This window comes from Pseudomonas sp. LARHCG127 (genome assembly GCF_052871455.1).
Genome location: NZ_JBIXJT010000017.1, coordinates 45,448 through 59,770, shown reverse-complemented (window position 1 = coordinate 59,770; position 14,323 = coordinate 45,448). Strand labels below are relative to the sequence as shown.

Genomic DNA, 14,323 nt, shown 5'->3' with positions numbered 1-14,323 from the left:
TCCGGCGCCGCGCATAGTTATAATCTGGCATCAACCTACGAAGGGATTTCGCCGTGCGCTGGCTCAGGATTGCCATAGGCTTTACCGTCACCCTGCTGACGCTGCTGTGCATGCTCCCGGCCCAGGCCGCGCCAGGCAGTGGCTGGGCGGTATTGCTTGACGAACAGGGCGACCTGACGCTGAGCGATATACGCTCTGCCCGCTACACCAATCAATTCAGCCCCATCGATCTGGACCGCCTCAAGGCCGCCGAGCCCGGTGGTGCATTGTGGCTGCGTTTCCGCCTGGCCCCGGACAGGCACGAACAGATCCTGCGCATCTTCGCACCCGACCTGTCACGCCTGAACCTCTACGTGCTGGACGGCGACGCCCTGGTCGAGCAACAGGTCAGTGGCAATGCCACGCCGCATACCGAACCGGCGGTGCCCAGCAGCGACTTCATGCTGCCTCTGCCGCGCAGCGATAAATCGCTGGACGTCTACCTGCGACTGGCCTCGCGCCACGAACTGCGCCCCTACGTCACGTTGCAATCGGCCGTCACAGCGGCGGCCGATCAGAACCAGACGCTGATTTATGGGTTGCTGTTCGGCTGCATCGCCATGCTGATCCTGCACAACCTTACCCGCTACGCCTACACCCGCTCACGCAGTTGCCTGTGGCTGGCCGCCTGTGAAGGGCTGCTGATGCTCAGCCTGGTGCTGTTGCTGAACCTGGCCGGCCCCTGGCTGCCCGACTGGCCGGCGGTGCAGACGCCCGGGGCCTACCTGGCGCTACTGCTGACGGCGCCCTGCGGCCTGATGTTCGCCTACCGCTTCTTCGCGCCCTTGGGGCCGCACCCGTTGAACCGGCTGCTGCTGGGGGACATCGTGTTCGTCATGCTGTGCAGCCTGCTGCTGTTGTTCGTCAACACGCTGCCACTCAATATCATGACCTATGCCCTGGTGGCCCTGGCCGGCCTGAGCATGCTGTTCGTCAGCGCCTGGCACTGGCAAAAGGGCTACCGTCCGGCCCGGCTGTTCGTCGCGGCCATGGTGGTCTTCAACCTGGGCACGCTGATCATCCTTCCGGCACTGCAAGGGCTTACGGAAGTCCCTCCCCAGGGCTTGATCATCACCCTGCTGGTCTTCATCTGCATCAGTGGCCTGTTGATGAGTGTCGCCCTGGGCGAACGCCAGCGCTCGATCAACGAAAGCCGTTTCAGCCTCAGCCGCGACCTGGCGGCGAGCAATGCCGAAATCAATGCCAAGGCCGAATTCCTGGCGAAGATCAGCCACGAGATCCGCACCCCGATGAACGGCGTTCTGGGCATGACCGAGTTGCTGCTGGGCACGCCGCTGTCGGTCAAGCAGCGCGACTACGTGCAGACGATCCATAGCGCCGGCAATGAACTGCTGACCCTGATCAACGAGATCCTCGACATTTCCCGGCTCGAATCCGGGCAGATCGAACTGGACGATGTGCAGTTCGACCTCAATGCCCTGATCGAGGATTGCCTGAGCATCTTCCGCGCCAAGGCTGAACAGCAGAACGTCGAGCTGATCAGTTTCATCCAGCCCCAGGTACCACGCGTGATCAGCGGCGACCCTACGCGGCTGCGCCAGGCGTTGCTGAGCCTGCTGGAAAATGCCCTGAAGAAGACCGACGAAGGCGAAGTGCTGATCGTCGTCGCCCTCGACGAGCGCAGCCATCAGCCCCGCCTGCGCATCGCCGTGCAGGACAGCGGGACGCCGATGGACGCAGAGGAGCGCGACACGCTGATGCACGCCGAGCTGCACAGCAAGAACTTCCTCTCGGCCACACGCCTGGGCGGCAACCTGGGCCTGGTCATCGCCCGCCAGCTAATCATCCTGATGCACGGGGAATTCGGCATCAAAAGCGGCAGCAACCAGGGCAGTACCCTGTGGCTGACCTTGCCGCTGGACCCGGATCGCCTCGAACACCCGACTTCCGATCTCGATGGCCCGCTGCAAGGGGCGCGGGTGTTGATCGTCGACGACAACGACACCTGCCGCAAAGTACTGGTGCAGCAATGCAGCGCCTGGGGCCTGAACGTCAGCGCGGTGCCCTCGGGCAAGGAAGCCCTGGCACTGCTGCGCACCAAGGCGCACCTGCGGGATTATTTTGACGTGGTGCTGCTGGACCAGAACATGCCGGGCATGACCGGCATGCAACTGGCGGCCAAGATCAAGGAAGATCCGAGCCTGAACCACGACATCCTGTTGATCATGCTCACCGGCATCAGCAACGCGCCGAGCAAGATCGTGGCGCGCAACAGCGGGGTCAAGCGCATCCTCGCCAAGCCGGTGGCCGGCTATACCCTCAAGACCACCCTGGCGGACGAGCTGAACCAGCGCAACCGGGGTCAGGCGACGAACATGCAAGTGAATGCAGGCCCGCCCATCCCGGTGAAAGTGCCGAGCGACTTCCGCATCCTGGTGGCCGAGGACAACAGCATCTCCACCAAGGTCATCCGCGGCATGCTCGGCAAGCTCAACCTGCAACCCGACACCGCCAGCAACGGTGAGGAAGCCCTCAAGGCCATGAAGGAGCAGCGCTACGACCTGGTCCTGATGGACTGCGAAATGCCGATCCTCGACGGTTTTTCCGCTACCCAGCAACTGCGTGCCTGGGAAATGGGTAACCAGCGCACCCGCACACCAGTGGTAGCGCTTACCGCGCACATCCTGGCCGAGCACAAGGAGCGCGCCCGCCAGGCCGGGATGGACGGGCACATGGCCAAGCCAGTGGAGCTGTCCCAACTGCGCGAGCTGATCGAACACTGGGTGGCCCAGCGCGATCAGCAAAAACCGACCGCATCGACTTATTGACCCCGACCCAAGCCTGCAAGAAAGCCTTCTTCAAAGCTCCAGGGCGCTGAGGTAGGTGGACGCTTGAGACATCACCGAGCGTTTTACCTTGTCTCTGAAGGTGGCGTAGTACAGCGTATTGAAAGTGATGAGGGTCATTTGCTCCACGCTGTTGCGCACCCAGTCGCCTCGCTCGACGAACAAGAACCGAGACACCTGTCGGCGCAGCTGGAACTGGCAGTGATAGACGCCCACTTCAATTCGATGGGCGCCTTTGGGCACACAAGGAATCATCTGGAAAATACCCGTATCGCGCGACAAGGTGGTTGATTCGAACAGCCCAAGCGCTTCCGGATTGTGCCTGAGCGCCATTAACGCACCACTGGCCGGCGCATGAAATGCTTCGCCAAAACGGGCCTCGATCTGTTGCGCCGCCCCCGCCCCCATCGGCTGGCCCTCAATGGCCGGTAACGCCTGCGGACGGGGTACGTCCCACCCCAGGTATTTGAGTTGGTTGCAGTAGTAGTCGAACCAATTCCCGGATAACCCAGCATCGTAGGCAGCCCTGGTGGCGCGTTGCGCGAAGAAGGTACTCAAATACACGTCTTCTCTCTGGGAAGCGGGCAGACCTGCCGCGAACGAAACAATACTGCCGCCGACAACCCCTGCGGATGGAGCGAACCCCGTCATCGGCCGACCTCCTCGACAGGAGGCGCCACCGCATCGTGGATCACCTCGGAGATATCCACGACATTGTCAGCCACGACCGCCCCAACCTTACGGGCGATAACCTCACGAGCCGGCGCAAACAGTGTTTCGCTCAGTTGCATCCGGAAATAACGCACCGATACAGCACCGTCGATGTCCTCGGCATCAAAGCATTGTCCCCAAGGGTTGGCATCGATCACTTTTCCTGTGTTGAATTGCAGGCAGATACCGGTTATCGAAACAGCACTTTGCGCCACAATCACCAGCAAGCGCACGGGGTTGGGCGATGGTGGAGACAGCGTCGGGTCAGCTTCACTTTGTTTTTGCGCGTGCTTGCGCAGGATTCCCATCGCTGGCAGCGTGCCAGATAACGCTGCGACACGCGCCAATACCGCCATGATTTGCTGTTGTTGATCCGGCCGATCGTCCAGGGGAAAGGCTGCAACCCACTTGAGTGGCGAGTTGGAGTCTTCCTTTTTTGGCCACAGGTCTTTTCGCCGTTTGGTACCCGAGACCCAGGCGACGTTCAAGACATCCATGTAAGCGCCGTACCAATCAGCGATCGGCAAGCGCTGCAGACTCTTGTTAGCAACCAATTGCGCGAGCAAGAGCGAATTCATTAGGTCGTCAGCTCCCGTTTGCCCCGCAGAAGAGGGAACTAAAACAACCGCCGCCGCGCTAACAAAAACCGAATATTCCTTGTCCATTTTTTTTATTTTCCCTGAAAATAAGACAGCCGTCGCCCGGCTGCCTTATTTAAATAAAGCTTAAATTTCGTACTCTTCGATTTTGCTCACCGCATGGCTACCCAGCCGACTGATAATAATGCCTCTGGTTTGCTCCACAATACCGGGAACTTTCCTGAATACCGACTCACCTTTATATAACTTGACGTCACGACTACTCCAATCGGCAAACAAGACCTGAGTCGAACTGTTGCGCCGAGTAAAGCGTACGGTACCCAGTAACATGCTGACTTCACCTTCGATCTCGACACAGGTGCCGGCCGCCATTCCGCCGACCCCATGTTCCAACAGGTTTCGCTCATAAAGCGTCAGCGCCTTTTCTTTCCTCTGCAATGCAGTGATTGCACTTTCAGCGACTTTCAACAGCAACGCCGATGTCGCGCCTCCGAGGGCAACCCCCGTCACCACGGAGGCCAGGATATCCAACACCAGCTTATCCATTCGCACGGTGTTACCGGAAATGTTCAGGTCATCATAGAAACGCTGCGTCGGGACCCAACCTGCATTCGTCATGACTTCGACGAACTTGTAGTACCACTCCCGTCCCTGGGACTCGAGCGGAAATTGCCTATTGGCGACCAGAGAGGCGAAGAGAAAAGCATGCTGCGCATCTTCCTGGTGCTGGGGCGCAAGGCCACCGGCAAAAGCCAGGATACCTTCACCAACGACCGAGCCCTTGGCCGGGGGCTCAACATCGCCGGAATAGAACGAGCGGGGGCGAATATCAGGATGGACTTCGTAACTTTCCAGGCGTGCCACACAGGCCGCCACCGCACTATCAAATACTTCAACACTCATAACTTACTCCTTAAATTAATTAGACAAGCCATTCCGTGACTTGCAGCCTCACACTAATCAAGCCAACCGAATACAACAACACCTGACTTGTAACTTTAGAATAAACCAGCCAACCAACACCCTTTGGACAAGTAAAAACAGCCCGACAAATAAGGAATACGCTTCCACCGTACTCAATCAAATGCCGACAGTCGTTTCAGAGACTGATAGACTCCGGCAATGTCTTTCGCAATGAGTCTGAACCATGCTCCATGTACTATTCAGCGTTTATCTGAAGATGCTGGTGCTCTACAGCCCCTTCTTCGTGCTGTCATGTTTTATCGGGCTGACTCGCGGCTATTCGCGCAAGGAACAACGCCGCCTGGCCTGGAAGGTCGCGACCGCGACGCTGGTCTCCAGCGTGCTGCTGTATTTGTTTGGGCGGGTGATTTTCAGCGTGTTCGGCATCACCGTGGACGCATTCCGGATCGGCGCCGGCAGTGTGTTGTTCATTTCGGCACTGGGCATGGCCCAGGGCAAGTCGGCGGTGCAGACCGACAATGTGCAGCAGGACGTGACCATCGTCCCGCTGACCATTCCGTTGACCGTCGGCCCCGGCACCATCGGCGCCCTGCTGGTGATGGGCGTGAGCCAGCCACATTGGGACGACAAACTCATGGCCATCATCAGCATCGCCCTGGCGAGCTTCACCGTCGGCGTTGTGCTCTACCTGTCCAGCCGCATCGAACGGATCCTCGGTGACCAGGGCTTGCAGATCGTCAGCCGCCTGATGGGGCTGTTTGTCTGTGCGCTGGCCGCGCAGATTATCTTTACCGGGGTCAAAGGCTATCTGGTGCCATAGCATGGCCCGCGAGCACCGGGTTCGATCAAAGAGGTTTGTTGCCATACCAACGCGGTGTGTACACCCAGTCGCCACCCTGGGCGCGCGGGAATACGCACGTAGTCGAGGAACCGATCAGCACCATGGTGCGCATGTCCACTTGATCCGGGGTCAACTGCCCCAGGGTCGTGACACGCAAGGTCTGGCCCGGGCGGCCGATATCGCGCCCCAGCACCACGGGTGTTTGCGCCGTGCGATGTTGCCCGACGATCTCCAGCGCCCGCCCCAACTGCCATGGCCGGGAGCGGGAGATCGGGTTGTAGAAGGCCAGGGCCAGGTCGGCTTCAGCCGCAAGACCCAGGCGTTTTTCAATGATCGACCAGGGCTTGAGGTTGTCCGACAGCGACATCACGCAAAAATCATGACCCAACGGCGCACCGGCCTGGGCGGCGGTGGCCAGGGAGGCCGAGACACCCGGCAAGATCTGCAAGTCGACGTTGTGCCAATGGGCATCCGAGGACTCATGCAACGCTTCCAACACAGCGGCAGCCATGGCGAACACGCCCGGATCACCGGACGATACCACCACTACGGAGCGTCCCTGGGCCGCGAGTTCGAAGGCATGTCGGGCCCGCTGCATCTCTTCGCGGTTGTCAGTGCAGTGTTGCACCTGATCGGCCCGAAAGGGCCCGGCCATGCGCACGTAGGTTTCATAACCGAGCACATCGGTGGCACGGTCGAGTTCGGCGCGCACCGCCGGCACCATCAACTCGGCAGCGCCTGGGCCCAGGCCAATCACCGCCAGGCGCCCACGTGGACAACCGATCAACTGCGGATCGAAGGGGTGTTCAGTCACGACAATGGCATGGCTGTCCATGACCTGTAGCGATGCCGGTTGGCCGAGGGCATCGCTCAACCACTGCTCCAGGTAGTCATTAGGCGCCGCAAAACGCAGCGGCACCTCCAACGCCGAAGCCATTTCGTGCAGCTCGGCACGGGCCATGTCACTGTCCGCCGCCAGCAGACACGCCAGCGACTGCACCGCGAGGCCAGCCTGTTCCAGTATCGCGCCGATGTCCGGCGTCGCCCCTGCATTCAATACCACCAGCACATTGCGCGGATAGATCCGTAGTTCATTCGCCCCCGGTGTGCCCGCGGCACTGTCGATACGGATCGCCAGCCGTGCCTGCTCATCCCCAGGCAACTGCGCCTGATCCAGCCACGGCGCCGCGCCGTCGATACGCACCGGCTCGCCGGCCAGCAAGTCGGAGACGAAGCGCTTGCCCTGCTCCAGGTCGCCGAGGCTGTAGCCGCTTGGCGGATTGAGCAGGCAAGTGCCGAAACGCAATTCGCCGCTGGTGGTAATGGCCGGCGCGACTCGCAGGGTTGCCGCGATGTCCCGGGCCATGTCATTCACCCCGCCCAGGCCGCCCAACAGCGGCACCACGGCGCTGCCATCTTCGGCCACCGCCAGCACTGGCGGCTCGGCGCCTTTTTCCAGCAACAGCGGCGCCAGGGTACGGATGACAATGCCCGCGGCACACAGGGCGATGATCGGCGTGTCCTGCTGGTAGAGTTCGCGCAACGTCGCGCCAAATTCCAGGTACTGCCGATCGCCCTCGACACGCCCGGCCAGGCCGTGGATCAGGGCGTCGGGGTAGCGCTGCTGGATCCGTCGGGCCGTCGCCAGGCTGCCGGGGCCGAGGATGACGATGGCCGGCGTCTTGGCGGCCATCAACCCTGCCACCGTTCGCCCGGCACGATGATCAGCGAGAAGTACGGCGAAGACATCGGCTCGACGTCATCCAACGGCACGATTTTCTGGTTGGCCATGGTCGCGCGCTCGACGTACAGCGCCCGCCCGTCCATGCCCAGTTCCTGGAGCACTTGGCGAACCTTGGGGAAATTACGTCCCAGCTTCATGATCACCGCCGCGTCCGCGTCGGCGAGGCGACGCTTGAGATCGTCGTGAGGCAGGACGCCCGAGAGCACCGACAGGCTCTGGTTGCGATAGACCAGCGGCGCACCGAGCACCGAGGCTCCGCCGAGCATCGAGCACACGCCGGGGATGACTTGGGCCTCATAACGCTCGGCCAGGCGATCGTGCAGGTACATGTAGGAGCCGTAGAAGAACGGGTCGCCCTCACAGATCACCGCCACGTCGCGACCGGCGTCCAGATGCACGGCCAACTGCTCGGCGGCGGTGTCGTAGAAATCGGCGATCACCTGTTCATAGGACAGCGGCGCCGGCAGCACCTCGGTGGTGACCGGGTAGACCAGCGGCAGCAATGTCTGCGCGTCCTGCAAATGCGCCTCGATGATGCCGAAGGCGTTGCCTTTCTTGCCCTTGGCGACGAAGTACGCCACCACGGGCGATTCGCGCAGCAGGCGCAGGGCCTTGACCGTAATCAGTTCCGGGTCACCGGGGCCCACGCCCAGGCCGATCAGACGTCCAGGCTGCTGCATCATTCAACCTCCGTAGCGAGGGCGTTGACGGCGGCGGCGGCCATGGCGCTGCCACCCAGGCGGCCTTGCATGATCACGAAGGGCACGCCACGGCTGTTGGCCGCGAGCATCGCCTTGGACTCGGCGGCGCCAACGAAGCCCACCGGAAAACCGAGGATCAAAGCCGGTTTCGGCGCGCCGGCGTCGAGCATTTCCAACAGATAGAACAACGCGGTCGGCGCGTTGCCAATGACCACGACACTGCCCTCCAGATGCGGACGCCACAACTCCAGCGCCGCCGCCGAACGGGTGTTGCCCAGTTCCAGGGCCAAGGCCGGCACGCTCTCGTCGCGCAAGGTGCAGATCACCGGATTGTTGGCCGGCAGGCGAGCCCGGGTCACGCCTTCGGAGACCATCCGCGCATCGCACAGGATCGGCGCACCGGCGGCCAGCGCCTGACGCCCGGCCGTGCCCGCGCCCTCGGAAAACTGCAAGCCATCAATGGCCTCGACCATGCCGCAGGCGTGGATCACCCGCACCGCGAGTTTCTCCAGATCGGCCGGAATGCGCGCGAGGTTGGCTTCGGCGCGGATGATCGCGAAGGAGTTGCGATAGATCTCCTGACCGTCGCGGATGTAATCAAGCATCAAGGGGGCTCCGGGGATGAGCGTCGAGCCATTGGCCGAGCGCTTCAATAGTCATATTGTGGGCTTGCAACGCGCCGAAACCTGGCAGCGCGGCATCACGAAAATACAGGTCGTAACGACCGGGGGCGACCGCCAGCAAGGTGGCGGGCGCGATATGGGCTGCCGCGCAGGAACGTGGGCAGCCCGACAGATGGACTTTCAGGGTTTGGCCCTGGTGTTGCAGCAGCTCGGCCAATTGACGAGCATCGGCCTTGGTGTCGGCCAGGGCTTTGCCGCAGCCACTGGAGCCGGTGCAGGCGATGAGCTGCGCCAGGGGTTGGTCGACCGACACCAACAGGCCCAGCGTTTGGAGCCGCGCCAGCACTTCTTCGGCATCCTCGATACACACGTTGGGCAGCAACAGGCTTTGCCAGGGCGTGAAACGAAGGCTGCCGTCGCCCTTTTCCCGCGCCAGTTGCGCCGCCCCCCGCAGCATGAACGCATCGAGCCGCCCCAGGGGCGCCGCCGCGCCGACGTAGACACGGTCGTCGTGCTGGGAATGAACGCCAATGTGCCGTTCGTCGACGGGCTCGTCCCGCTGCCAATCCAGGCAAGCTTGCAGCGGCAAGCGGCAGGCCAATCGGGTCATGAATTCATCGCTGGGGATTTCAGCCAACAAGTGACGCATGCGGTTCTGGTCCGGGCGAGCCAGGTCGAGGAACAGCTCCAGCACCGCCACCACCAAGGCATGCCCCTGGGCCAGGGGCACCCTGCCCGCCGGTTTATCCAATGGGGAGCCGGCCAAGCCGAAGGCCAGCCAGGGCTCGCCATCACGGACCAAGGCCGACAACCACAGGTCGTGGTGATGTTCGAGCATTGCCAGCGCCTCTCCACCGTCCAGTTGCACGGCGAACTTGGCCGACAGTTCGGGGAAGCGTTCGTGGGTTTGCAGGGTGATGAGTATCTGCTCGGCCAACGGGCGGGTGTCGAACAGCATCTGCCGGTCGATCCCAGCCGCGGGGCTGAGCATCAGGTTGCGCACGTCATCGCCAGACGGTTTGCGAGGACCAAGCCCGGCGGCCAGCAATGGCTGGATCAGCGCGTCGTGCCCGGGACCGATCCCGCGGATCTGCAGGTTGGCCCGGTTGGTCGCTTCGATCACGCCCCCGGCGAACCGCTCGGCCACCGAGGCCACGACGTCAGCCTGATCCGCCTGGATGGAACCGCCATCGAGCTTGATCCGACAGATCCCCCCGTCCAACGCCTGGACGACACGCAGCAACCCCGGGCAACCGGAGGGGCGGGTGACGTTGGAGGATGGACGTTCGTTCAAGGGCAGACCGGCAGCTGAGAAACGCCACATTGGCGAAGGTGCGCCATTATGCCTGCTTTGCCGGTGGTCATGAAAAGCTTGCCTGTCGGATTGAGGCGAGATTGCTCAAGAACACGGGCTGCCTGATCCAATGATGTTGTCTGTATCGCCGCCATCGCGAGCAAGCTCGCTCCCACCGTTTTGACCGGGGTATACACAAACTCTGCGTTCAACCCCAAATCCCCTGTGGGAGCGAGCTTGCTCGCGAAGGCGGTCTGTCTGAAAAAATGATGTTGGATGGACCGCCGCCATCGCGAGCAGGCTCGCTCCCACAGTTTTGGATCGGGGTGTTCACAAATTCTGCGTTCAACCCCAAATCCCCTGTGGGAGCGAGCTTGCTCGCGATAGCGGTCTGTCTGAAAAAGTGATGTTGGATGGACCGCCGCCATCGCGAGCAAGCTCGCTCCCACAGTTTTGGATCGGGGTGTTCACAAATTCTGCGTTCAACCCCAAATCCCCTGTGGGAGCGAGCTTGCTCGCGAAGGCGGTCTGTCTGAAAAAATGATGTTGGATGGACCACCGCCATCGCGAGCAGGCTCGCTCCCACAGTTTGGATCGGGGTGTTCACAAATTCTGCGCTCAACCCCAAATCCCCTGAGGGAGCGAGCTTGCTCGCGATAGCGGTCTGGCGGTGACAATGATGTTGCGCCAGGCGCCTGATCCGCCGGGGCGCGGTATGATGGCGGCCCGGTTCGCGGCGGCAACACGCCTGTCGATCAACCCAACTATTCGAGGAACAGAGATGACCCCCTGGCTGACCGTAGTGGGCATCGGTGAAGACGGCTTCAAGGGCCTGGGCCGAACGGCTCGCCATGCCTTGCTGCGAGCATCGCGGATCTTGGGCAGCCCTCGCCAGTTGGAACTGTTACCCCTGTGTATCCGCGGCGAGCGGGAGCTGTGGCCCAGCCCGTTTTCCCTGGAACCGCTGCTCGCTCGGCAGGGCGAACCGGTGTGCGTGCTGGCCAGCGGCGATCCGATGTTCTATGGCGTGGGCGCCAGCCTGGCGAAACAGGTACCGAGCGACCAGATGCTGGTCATCCCCGCGCCCTCCTCCTGTTCACTGGCCGCGGCGCGCATGGGCTGGCCATTGCAGGAAGTGGTCACGCTGTCGCTGGTGGCGCGGCCCCTGGCGGCGCTCAATGGGCATTTATCCACAGGCGTCAGGCTGCTGCTGCTGAGCAACGATCGCCACAGCCCCGCCGCCGTGGCGAGCTTGCTGCGCGAGCGGGGATTCGGCCCAAGCGCCATGACGGTGCTGGAACATTTGGGCGGCACGGCAGAACGACGGATCGAAAGCACTGCGACACAGTGGTCCGACGCCACCGTCGCCGACCTGAACCTGATCGCCATCGAATGCCGGGCCGAACCATCAACACCGCGCCTGTCACGCCTGGCCGGCTTGCAGGACACCGCGTTCGAGCATGACGGCCAGTTGACCAAACGCGACGTTCGCGCCATTACCCTCGCCCGTCTCGCCCCAACACCTGGTGAGCTGCTCTGGGATGTCGGTGCCGGCAGCGGCTCCATCGGCATCGAATGGATGCGCTCCCACCCCAGCTGCCGGGCCCTGGCCATCGAGGCCGATGAAGGCCGGCAAGGCTTGATCGAACGCAACCGCGACACCCTCGGCGTGCCGGGCCTGCAACTGATTCGCGGCAGCGCCCCGCAGGCGCTGGAAAACCTCGAACGTCCGGACGCGGTGTTCATCGGTGGCGGCGTCACCCGCGAAGGCGTGCTCGACGCCTGCTGGGCCCAACTCAAACCCGGCGGTCGGCTGGTCGCCAATGCCGTGACCCTGCAAAGCGAAATGACCTTGATGCACTGGCGCGAACGTCACGGCGGTGAACTGACCCGCATCCACATCGCCCAGGCCCAGCCCTTGGGCGAGTTCGACACCTGGCGCCAGGCCTTGCCGATCACCTTGCTGGACCTGACGAAACCTCTCGATGCGTGACGAAACCGCCGAACAACCCGCCCCCCTGCGCAGCGGCCTGACCACCGGCAGTTGCGCCACCGCTACCAGCCTGGCGGCGGCCCGCTTGCTGCTGCGCGGCACCGAAGCCGACGCGGTGGAGATCGTGCTGCCCAAGGGTAAGCAGGTGCAGATGCGCCTGGAGTTCTGCCGGTTGACCGACCAAGGTGCCGAGGCCGGGACGATCAAGGACGCCGGCGACGACCCGGACGTGACCCACGGTGCCCTGTTGTTTTCCCAGGTGCGCTTGATCGCCGAACCCGGCGTGTGCTTCATCGCCGGTCGCGGCGTGGGCACGGTGACGCGCCCCGGGTTGGTGCTGGGCGTCGGTGAGCCAGCGATCAATCCGGTGCCACGCAAAATGATCAACGATCACCTGGGTCGCTTGGCCGAAGAATGCGGTTATGCCGGCGGTTTCGAAGTCACGGTCAATGTCGAGGGCGGCGAAGCCCTGGCGTTGAAAACCATGAACCCGCGATTGGGCATCCTCGGCGGCCTGTCGATCCTTGGCACCAGCGGCATCGTCCGGCCGTTCTCTTGCGCGGCCTACATTGCCTCGATCCACCAGGGCATCGACGTGGCGAAAACCAACGGCTACCTGCACATCGCCGCCTGCACCGGCAATGCCAGCGAAGACACCATGCGCCGGGTCTACAACCTGCCGGAAATCGCCCTGATCGAAATGGGCGACTTCGTCGGCGCCGTGCTCAAGCATGTGCGCAAGGTGCCGGTGGAAAAACTCAGCCTCTGCGGCGGTTTCGGCAAGATCAGCAAACTCGCCGCCGGCCACATGGACCTGCACAGCCGTCATTCGAGCATCGACCTGCCGCAACTGGCCGAATGGGCGGCTGCCATCGGTGCCGATGAGGTGTTGCAGCAAGGCATTCGAGAAGCCAACACCAGCCAACAGGCCCTGGCGATGGCCAGCGCCGCCGGCATCGCCCTCGGTGACGCGGTGTGCGAACACGCGCTGGCCTTCGCCCGTAGCGTGGTACCGGCCCAGGTCCAGGTCGAAGTCTTCGCCATCGACCGCCAGGGTGGGATCGTCGGCCATGCGGGAGCCTTGTCATGAAGAGCCTTGAAATGAAACGCATCCTGCTGCTCGGTGGCATCACCGAAGCCCTGGCCATCGCCCGCACCCTCGGCCCCCAGCACATCTACAGCCTGGCCGGCATCGGCCGCGTTCCCACTGACCTGACCTGCCAGGTGCGCGTCGGCGGCTACGGCGGCGCCGAAGGGCTGGCGCACTTCATCCGCGCCGAGGGCATCGACCTGCTGCTGGACGCCACCCACCCCTACGCCGCCCAGATCAGCCACAACGCCGCCCACGCAGCCCGTGCCTGCGCCATCCCCTGCTGGGCCCTGCGCCGCCCGGCCTGGCAACCCCTGGCCGGCGATGACTGGCGCGAAGTGGCCGACTGGAGCGAACTGATCCAGGCCCTGCAACCCTTCCACCGACCCCTGTTCACCCTCGGGCGCGAGCCGCTGCAACACCTGGATGAAATCCCGCCAGAGCAATTCTGGACCCTGCGGGCGCTGGAGGTTTACCCCGGTAACGAGCGCTGCGAAGTGATTGGGGCCCGTGGTCCTTTTCATATCGAGGGCGAGCGTGAGCTGTTCGAACAACGGCGGATCGATGTGCTTGTGAGCAAGAACAGCGGTAGCACGGCGACTGAACCGAAGCTGGAGGTGGCGCGGGAGCGGGGGGTGCCGGTGTTGGTGTTGAAGCGGCCGGTGCTGGCGGGGGTGGATCGGGAGTTTGGGACGGTGGATGAGGTGTTGCAGGGGCTGCGGCAGTTGGTCTGACAGAAATCTGCACCGTCCTACAAGCCTGTCCTGTCGGAACTACGCCAGAATCCGCCGGCTTGTGCGCCTTGGAGGCCCTCGGTAACTTGATTCCCGTCACTGCCCTTCAGTGATCGGGTTTAGTCGCCCGAGGTTTTCAGCGGGTTCACAAGCTTCGTCAGTCAGGTATTTCATCCCTGCACTTGATGGTGGTTGTGCGCAGGGCGCCTTCGGGCGCGCCGGT

The 14,323-nt window shown here is 62.8% G+C and carries 12 protein-coding genes; 5 read left to right on the top strand and 7 right to left on the bottom strand.

Translation table 11 applies throughout. The features are described from left to right. Positions 1–53 precede the first annotated feature (53 nt). Entirely contained in the window at positions 54–2,828 is a 2,775-nt protein-coding gene (locus ACIPQ1_RS24420; protein ID WP_446534932.1) for a response regulator, read from the top strand. 30 nt (positions 2,829–2,858) lie between these two features. Here the strand turns inward: ACIPQ1_RS24420 and ACIPQ1_RS24415 are convergent, their stop codons facing one another. The 3 genes from ACIPQ1_RS24415 to ACIPQ1_RS24405 are packed head-to-tail and all read right to left on the bottom strand — an operon-like array spanning position 2,859 to position 5,059. After that, positions 2,859–3,497, bottom strand: coding sequence for a hypothetical protein (locus tag ACIPQ1_RS24415; RefSeq protein WP_446534931.1), 639 nt, complete (start codon positions 3,495–3,497; stop codon positions 2,859–2,861). Next, positions 3,494–4,222: a hypothetical protein gene (locus ACIPQ1_RS24410; RefSeq protein WP_446534930.1), complete on the bottom strand. Its 729-nt coding sequence runs from the start codon at positions 4,220–4,222 to the stop codon at positions 3,494–3,496. The genes ACIPQ1_RS24415 and ACIPQ1_RS24410 overlap by 4 nt, the downstream gene beginning before the upstream one ends. Positions 4,223–4,282: 60 nt before the next feature. Beyond that, positions 4,283–5,059 (bottom strand): hypothetical protein, encoded by a 777-nt coding sequence (locus ACIPQ1_RS24405; protein WP_446534929.1) that lies wholly within the window; start codon positions 5,057–5,059, stop codon positions 4,283–4,285. Positions 5,060–5,303: 244 nt separating this feature from the next. Here ACIPQ1_RS24405 and ACIPQ1_RS24400 point away from each other — a divergent pair, with 244 nt between their 5' ends. Next, positions 5,304–5,900 (top strand): MarC family protein, encoded by a 597-nt coding sequence (locus tag ACIPQ1_RS24400; RefSeq protein WP_003186248.1) that lies wholly within the window; start codon positions 5,304–5,306, stop codon positions 5,898–5,900. A gap of 25 nt (positions 5,901–5,925) precedes the next feature. Here ACIPQ1_RS24400 and cobJ read toward each other — a convergent pair whose 3' ends face one another. Genes cobJ through cobG form a run of 4 tightly spaced genes read right to left on the bottom strand, consistent with a single transcriptional unit; the run spans position 5,926 to position 10,313 of the window. Next, the gene (gene cobJ / locus ACIPQ1_RS24395) at positions 5,926–7,614 is read right to left on the bottom strand and encodes a precorrin-3B C(17)-methyltransferase (protein WP_446534928.1); all 1,689 of its coding nucleotides are present in this window, start codon (positions 7,612–7,614) and stop codon (positions 5,926–5,928) included. Continuing rightward, positions 7,614–8,345 carry a precorrin-2 C(20)-methyltransferase gene (locus ACIPQ1_RS24390; RefSeq protein WP_411387459.1) on the bottom strand — a complete coding sequence of 244 codons (732 nt, stop codon included), beginning with the start codon at positions 8,343–8,345 and terminating at the stop codon, positions 7,614–7,616. The genes cobJ and ACIPQ1_RS24390 overlap by 1 nt, the downstream gene beginning before the upstream one ends. After that, positions 8,345–8,971 (bottom strand): precorrin-8X methylmutase, encoded by a 627-nt coding sequence (locus ACIPQ1_RS24385; RefSeq protein ID WP_186731096.1) that lies wholly within the window; start codon positions 8,969–8,971, stop codon positions 8,345–8,347. The genes ACIPQ1_RS24390 and ACIPQ1_RS24385 overlap by 1 nt, the downstream gene beginning before the upstream one ends. After that, the gene (gene cobG, locus ACIPQ1_RS24380; protein ID WP_446534927.1) at positions 8,964–10,313 is read right to left on the bottom strand and encodes a precorrin-3B synthase; all 1,350 of its coding nucleotides are present in this window, start codon (positions 10,311–10,313) and stop codon (positions 8,964–8,966) included. The genes ACIPQ1_RS24385 and cobG overlap by 8 nt, the downstream gene beginning before the upstream one ends. 751 nt (positions 10,314–11,064) lie before the next feature. Between cobG and cbiE the strand changes: the two genes are divergently transcribed. Genes cbiE through ACIPQ1_RS24365 form a run of 3 tightly spaced genes read left to right on the top strand, consistent with a single transcriptional unit; the run spans position 11,065 to position 14,100 of the window. Continuing rightward, a complete protein-coding gene (gene cbiE, locus ACIPQ1_RS24375) occupies positions 11,065–12,276 on the top strand; it encodes a precorrin-6y C5,15-methyltransferase (decarboxylating) subunit CbiE (RefSeq protein ID WP_446534926.1) in 1,212 nt (403 codons plus the stop codon). Next, on the top strand, positions 12,269–13,366 hold the full coding sequence (locus tag ACIPQ1_RS24370) for a cobalt-precorrin-5B (C(1))-methyltransferase (RefSeq protein ID WP_446534925.1): 1,098 nt from the start codon (positions 12,269–12,271) through the stop codon (positions 13,364–13,366). Before cbiE ends, ACIPQ1_RS24370 begins: the two co-directional genes overlap by 8 nt. An 11-nt stretch (positions 13,367–13,377) precedes the next feature. After that, positions 13,378–14,100 (top strand): cobalt-precorrin-6A reductase, encoded by a 723-nt coding sequence (locus tag ACIPQ1_RS24365; RefSeq protein ID WP_446534951.1) that lies wholly within the window; start codon positions 13,378–13,380, stop codon positions 14,098–14,100. Positions 14,101–14,323: the final 223 nt, after the last annotated feature.

Coding starts and splice junctions, on each gene's coding strand:
- ACIPQ1_RS24415 (WP_446534931.1), bottom strand. CDS start 3,497: ATGACGGGGTTCGCTCCATCCGCAGGGGTTGTCGGCGGCAGTATTGTT.
- ACIPQ1_RS24410 (WP_446534930.1), bottom strand. CDS start 4,222: ATGGACAAGGAATATTCGGTTTTTGTTAGCGCGGCGGCGGTTGTTTTA.
- ACIPQ1_RS24405 (WP_446534929.1), bottom strand. CDS start 5,059: ATGAGTGTTGAAGTATTTGATAGTGCGGTGGCGGCCTGTGTGGCACGC.
- ACIPQ1_RS24400 (WP_003186248.1), top strand. CDS start 5,304: ATGCTCCATGTACTATTCAGCGTTTATCTGAAGATGCTGGTGCTCTAC.
- cobJ (WP_446534928.1), bottom strand. CDS start 7,614: ATGGCCGCCAAGACGCCGGCCATCGTCATCCTCGGCCCCGGCAGCCTG.
- ACIPQ1_RS24390 (WP_411387459.1), bottom strand. CDS start 8,345: ATGCAGCAGCCTGGACGTCTGATCGGCCTGGGCGTGGGCCCCGGTGAC.
- ACIPQ1_RS24385 (WP_186731096.1), bottom strand. CDS start 8,971: ATGCTTGATTACATCCGCGACGGTCAGGAGATCTATCGCAACTCCTTC.
- cobG (WP_446534927.1), bottom strand. CDS start 10,313: ATGTGGCGTTTCTCAGCTGCCGGTCTGCCCTTGAACGAACGTCCATCC.
- cbiE (WP_446534926.1), top strand. CDS start 11,065: ATGACCCCCTGGCTGACCGTAGTGGGCATCGGTGAAGACGGCTTCAAG.
- ACIPQ1_RS24370 (WP_446534925.1), top strand. CDS start 12,269: ATGCGTGACGAAACCGCCGAACAACCCGCCCCCCTGCGCAGCGGCCTG.
- ACIPQ1_RS24365 (WP_446534951.1), top strand. CDS start 13,378: ATGAAACGCATCCTGCTGCTCGGTGGCATCACCGAAGCCCTGGCCATC.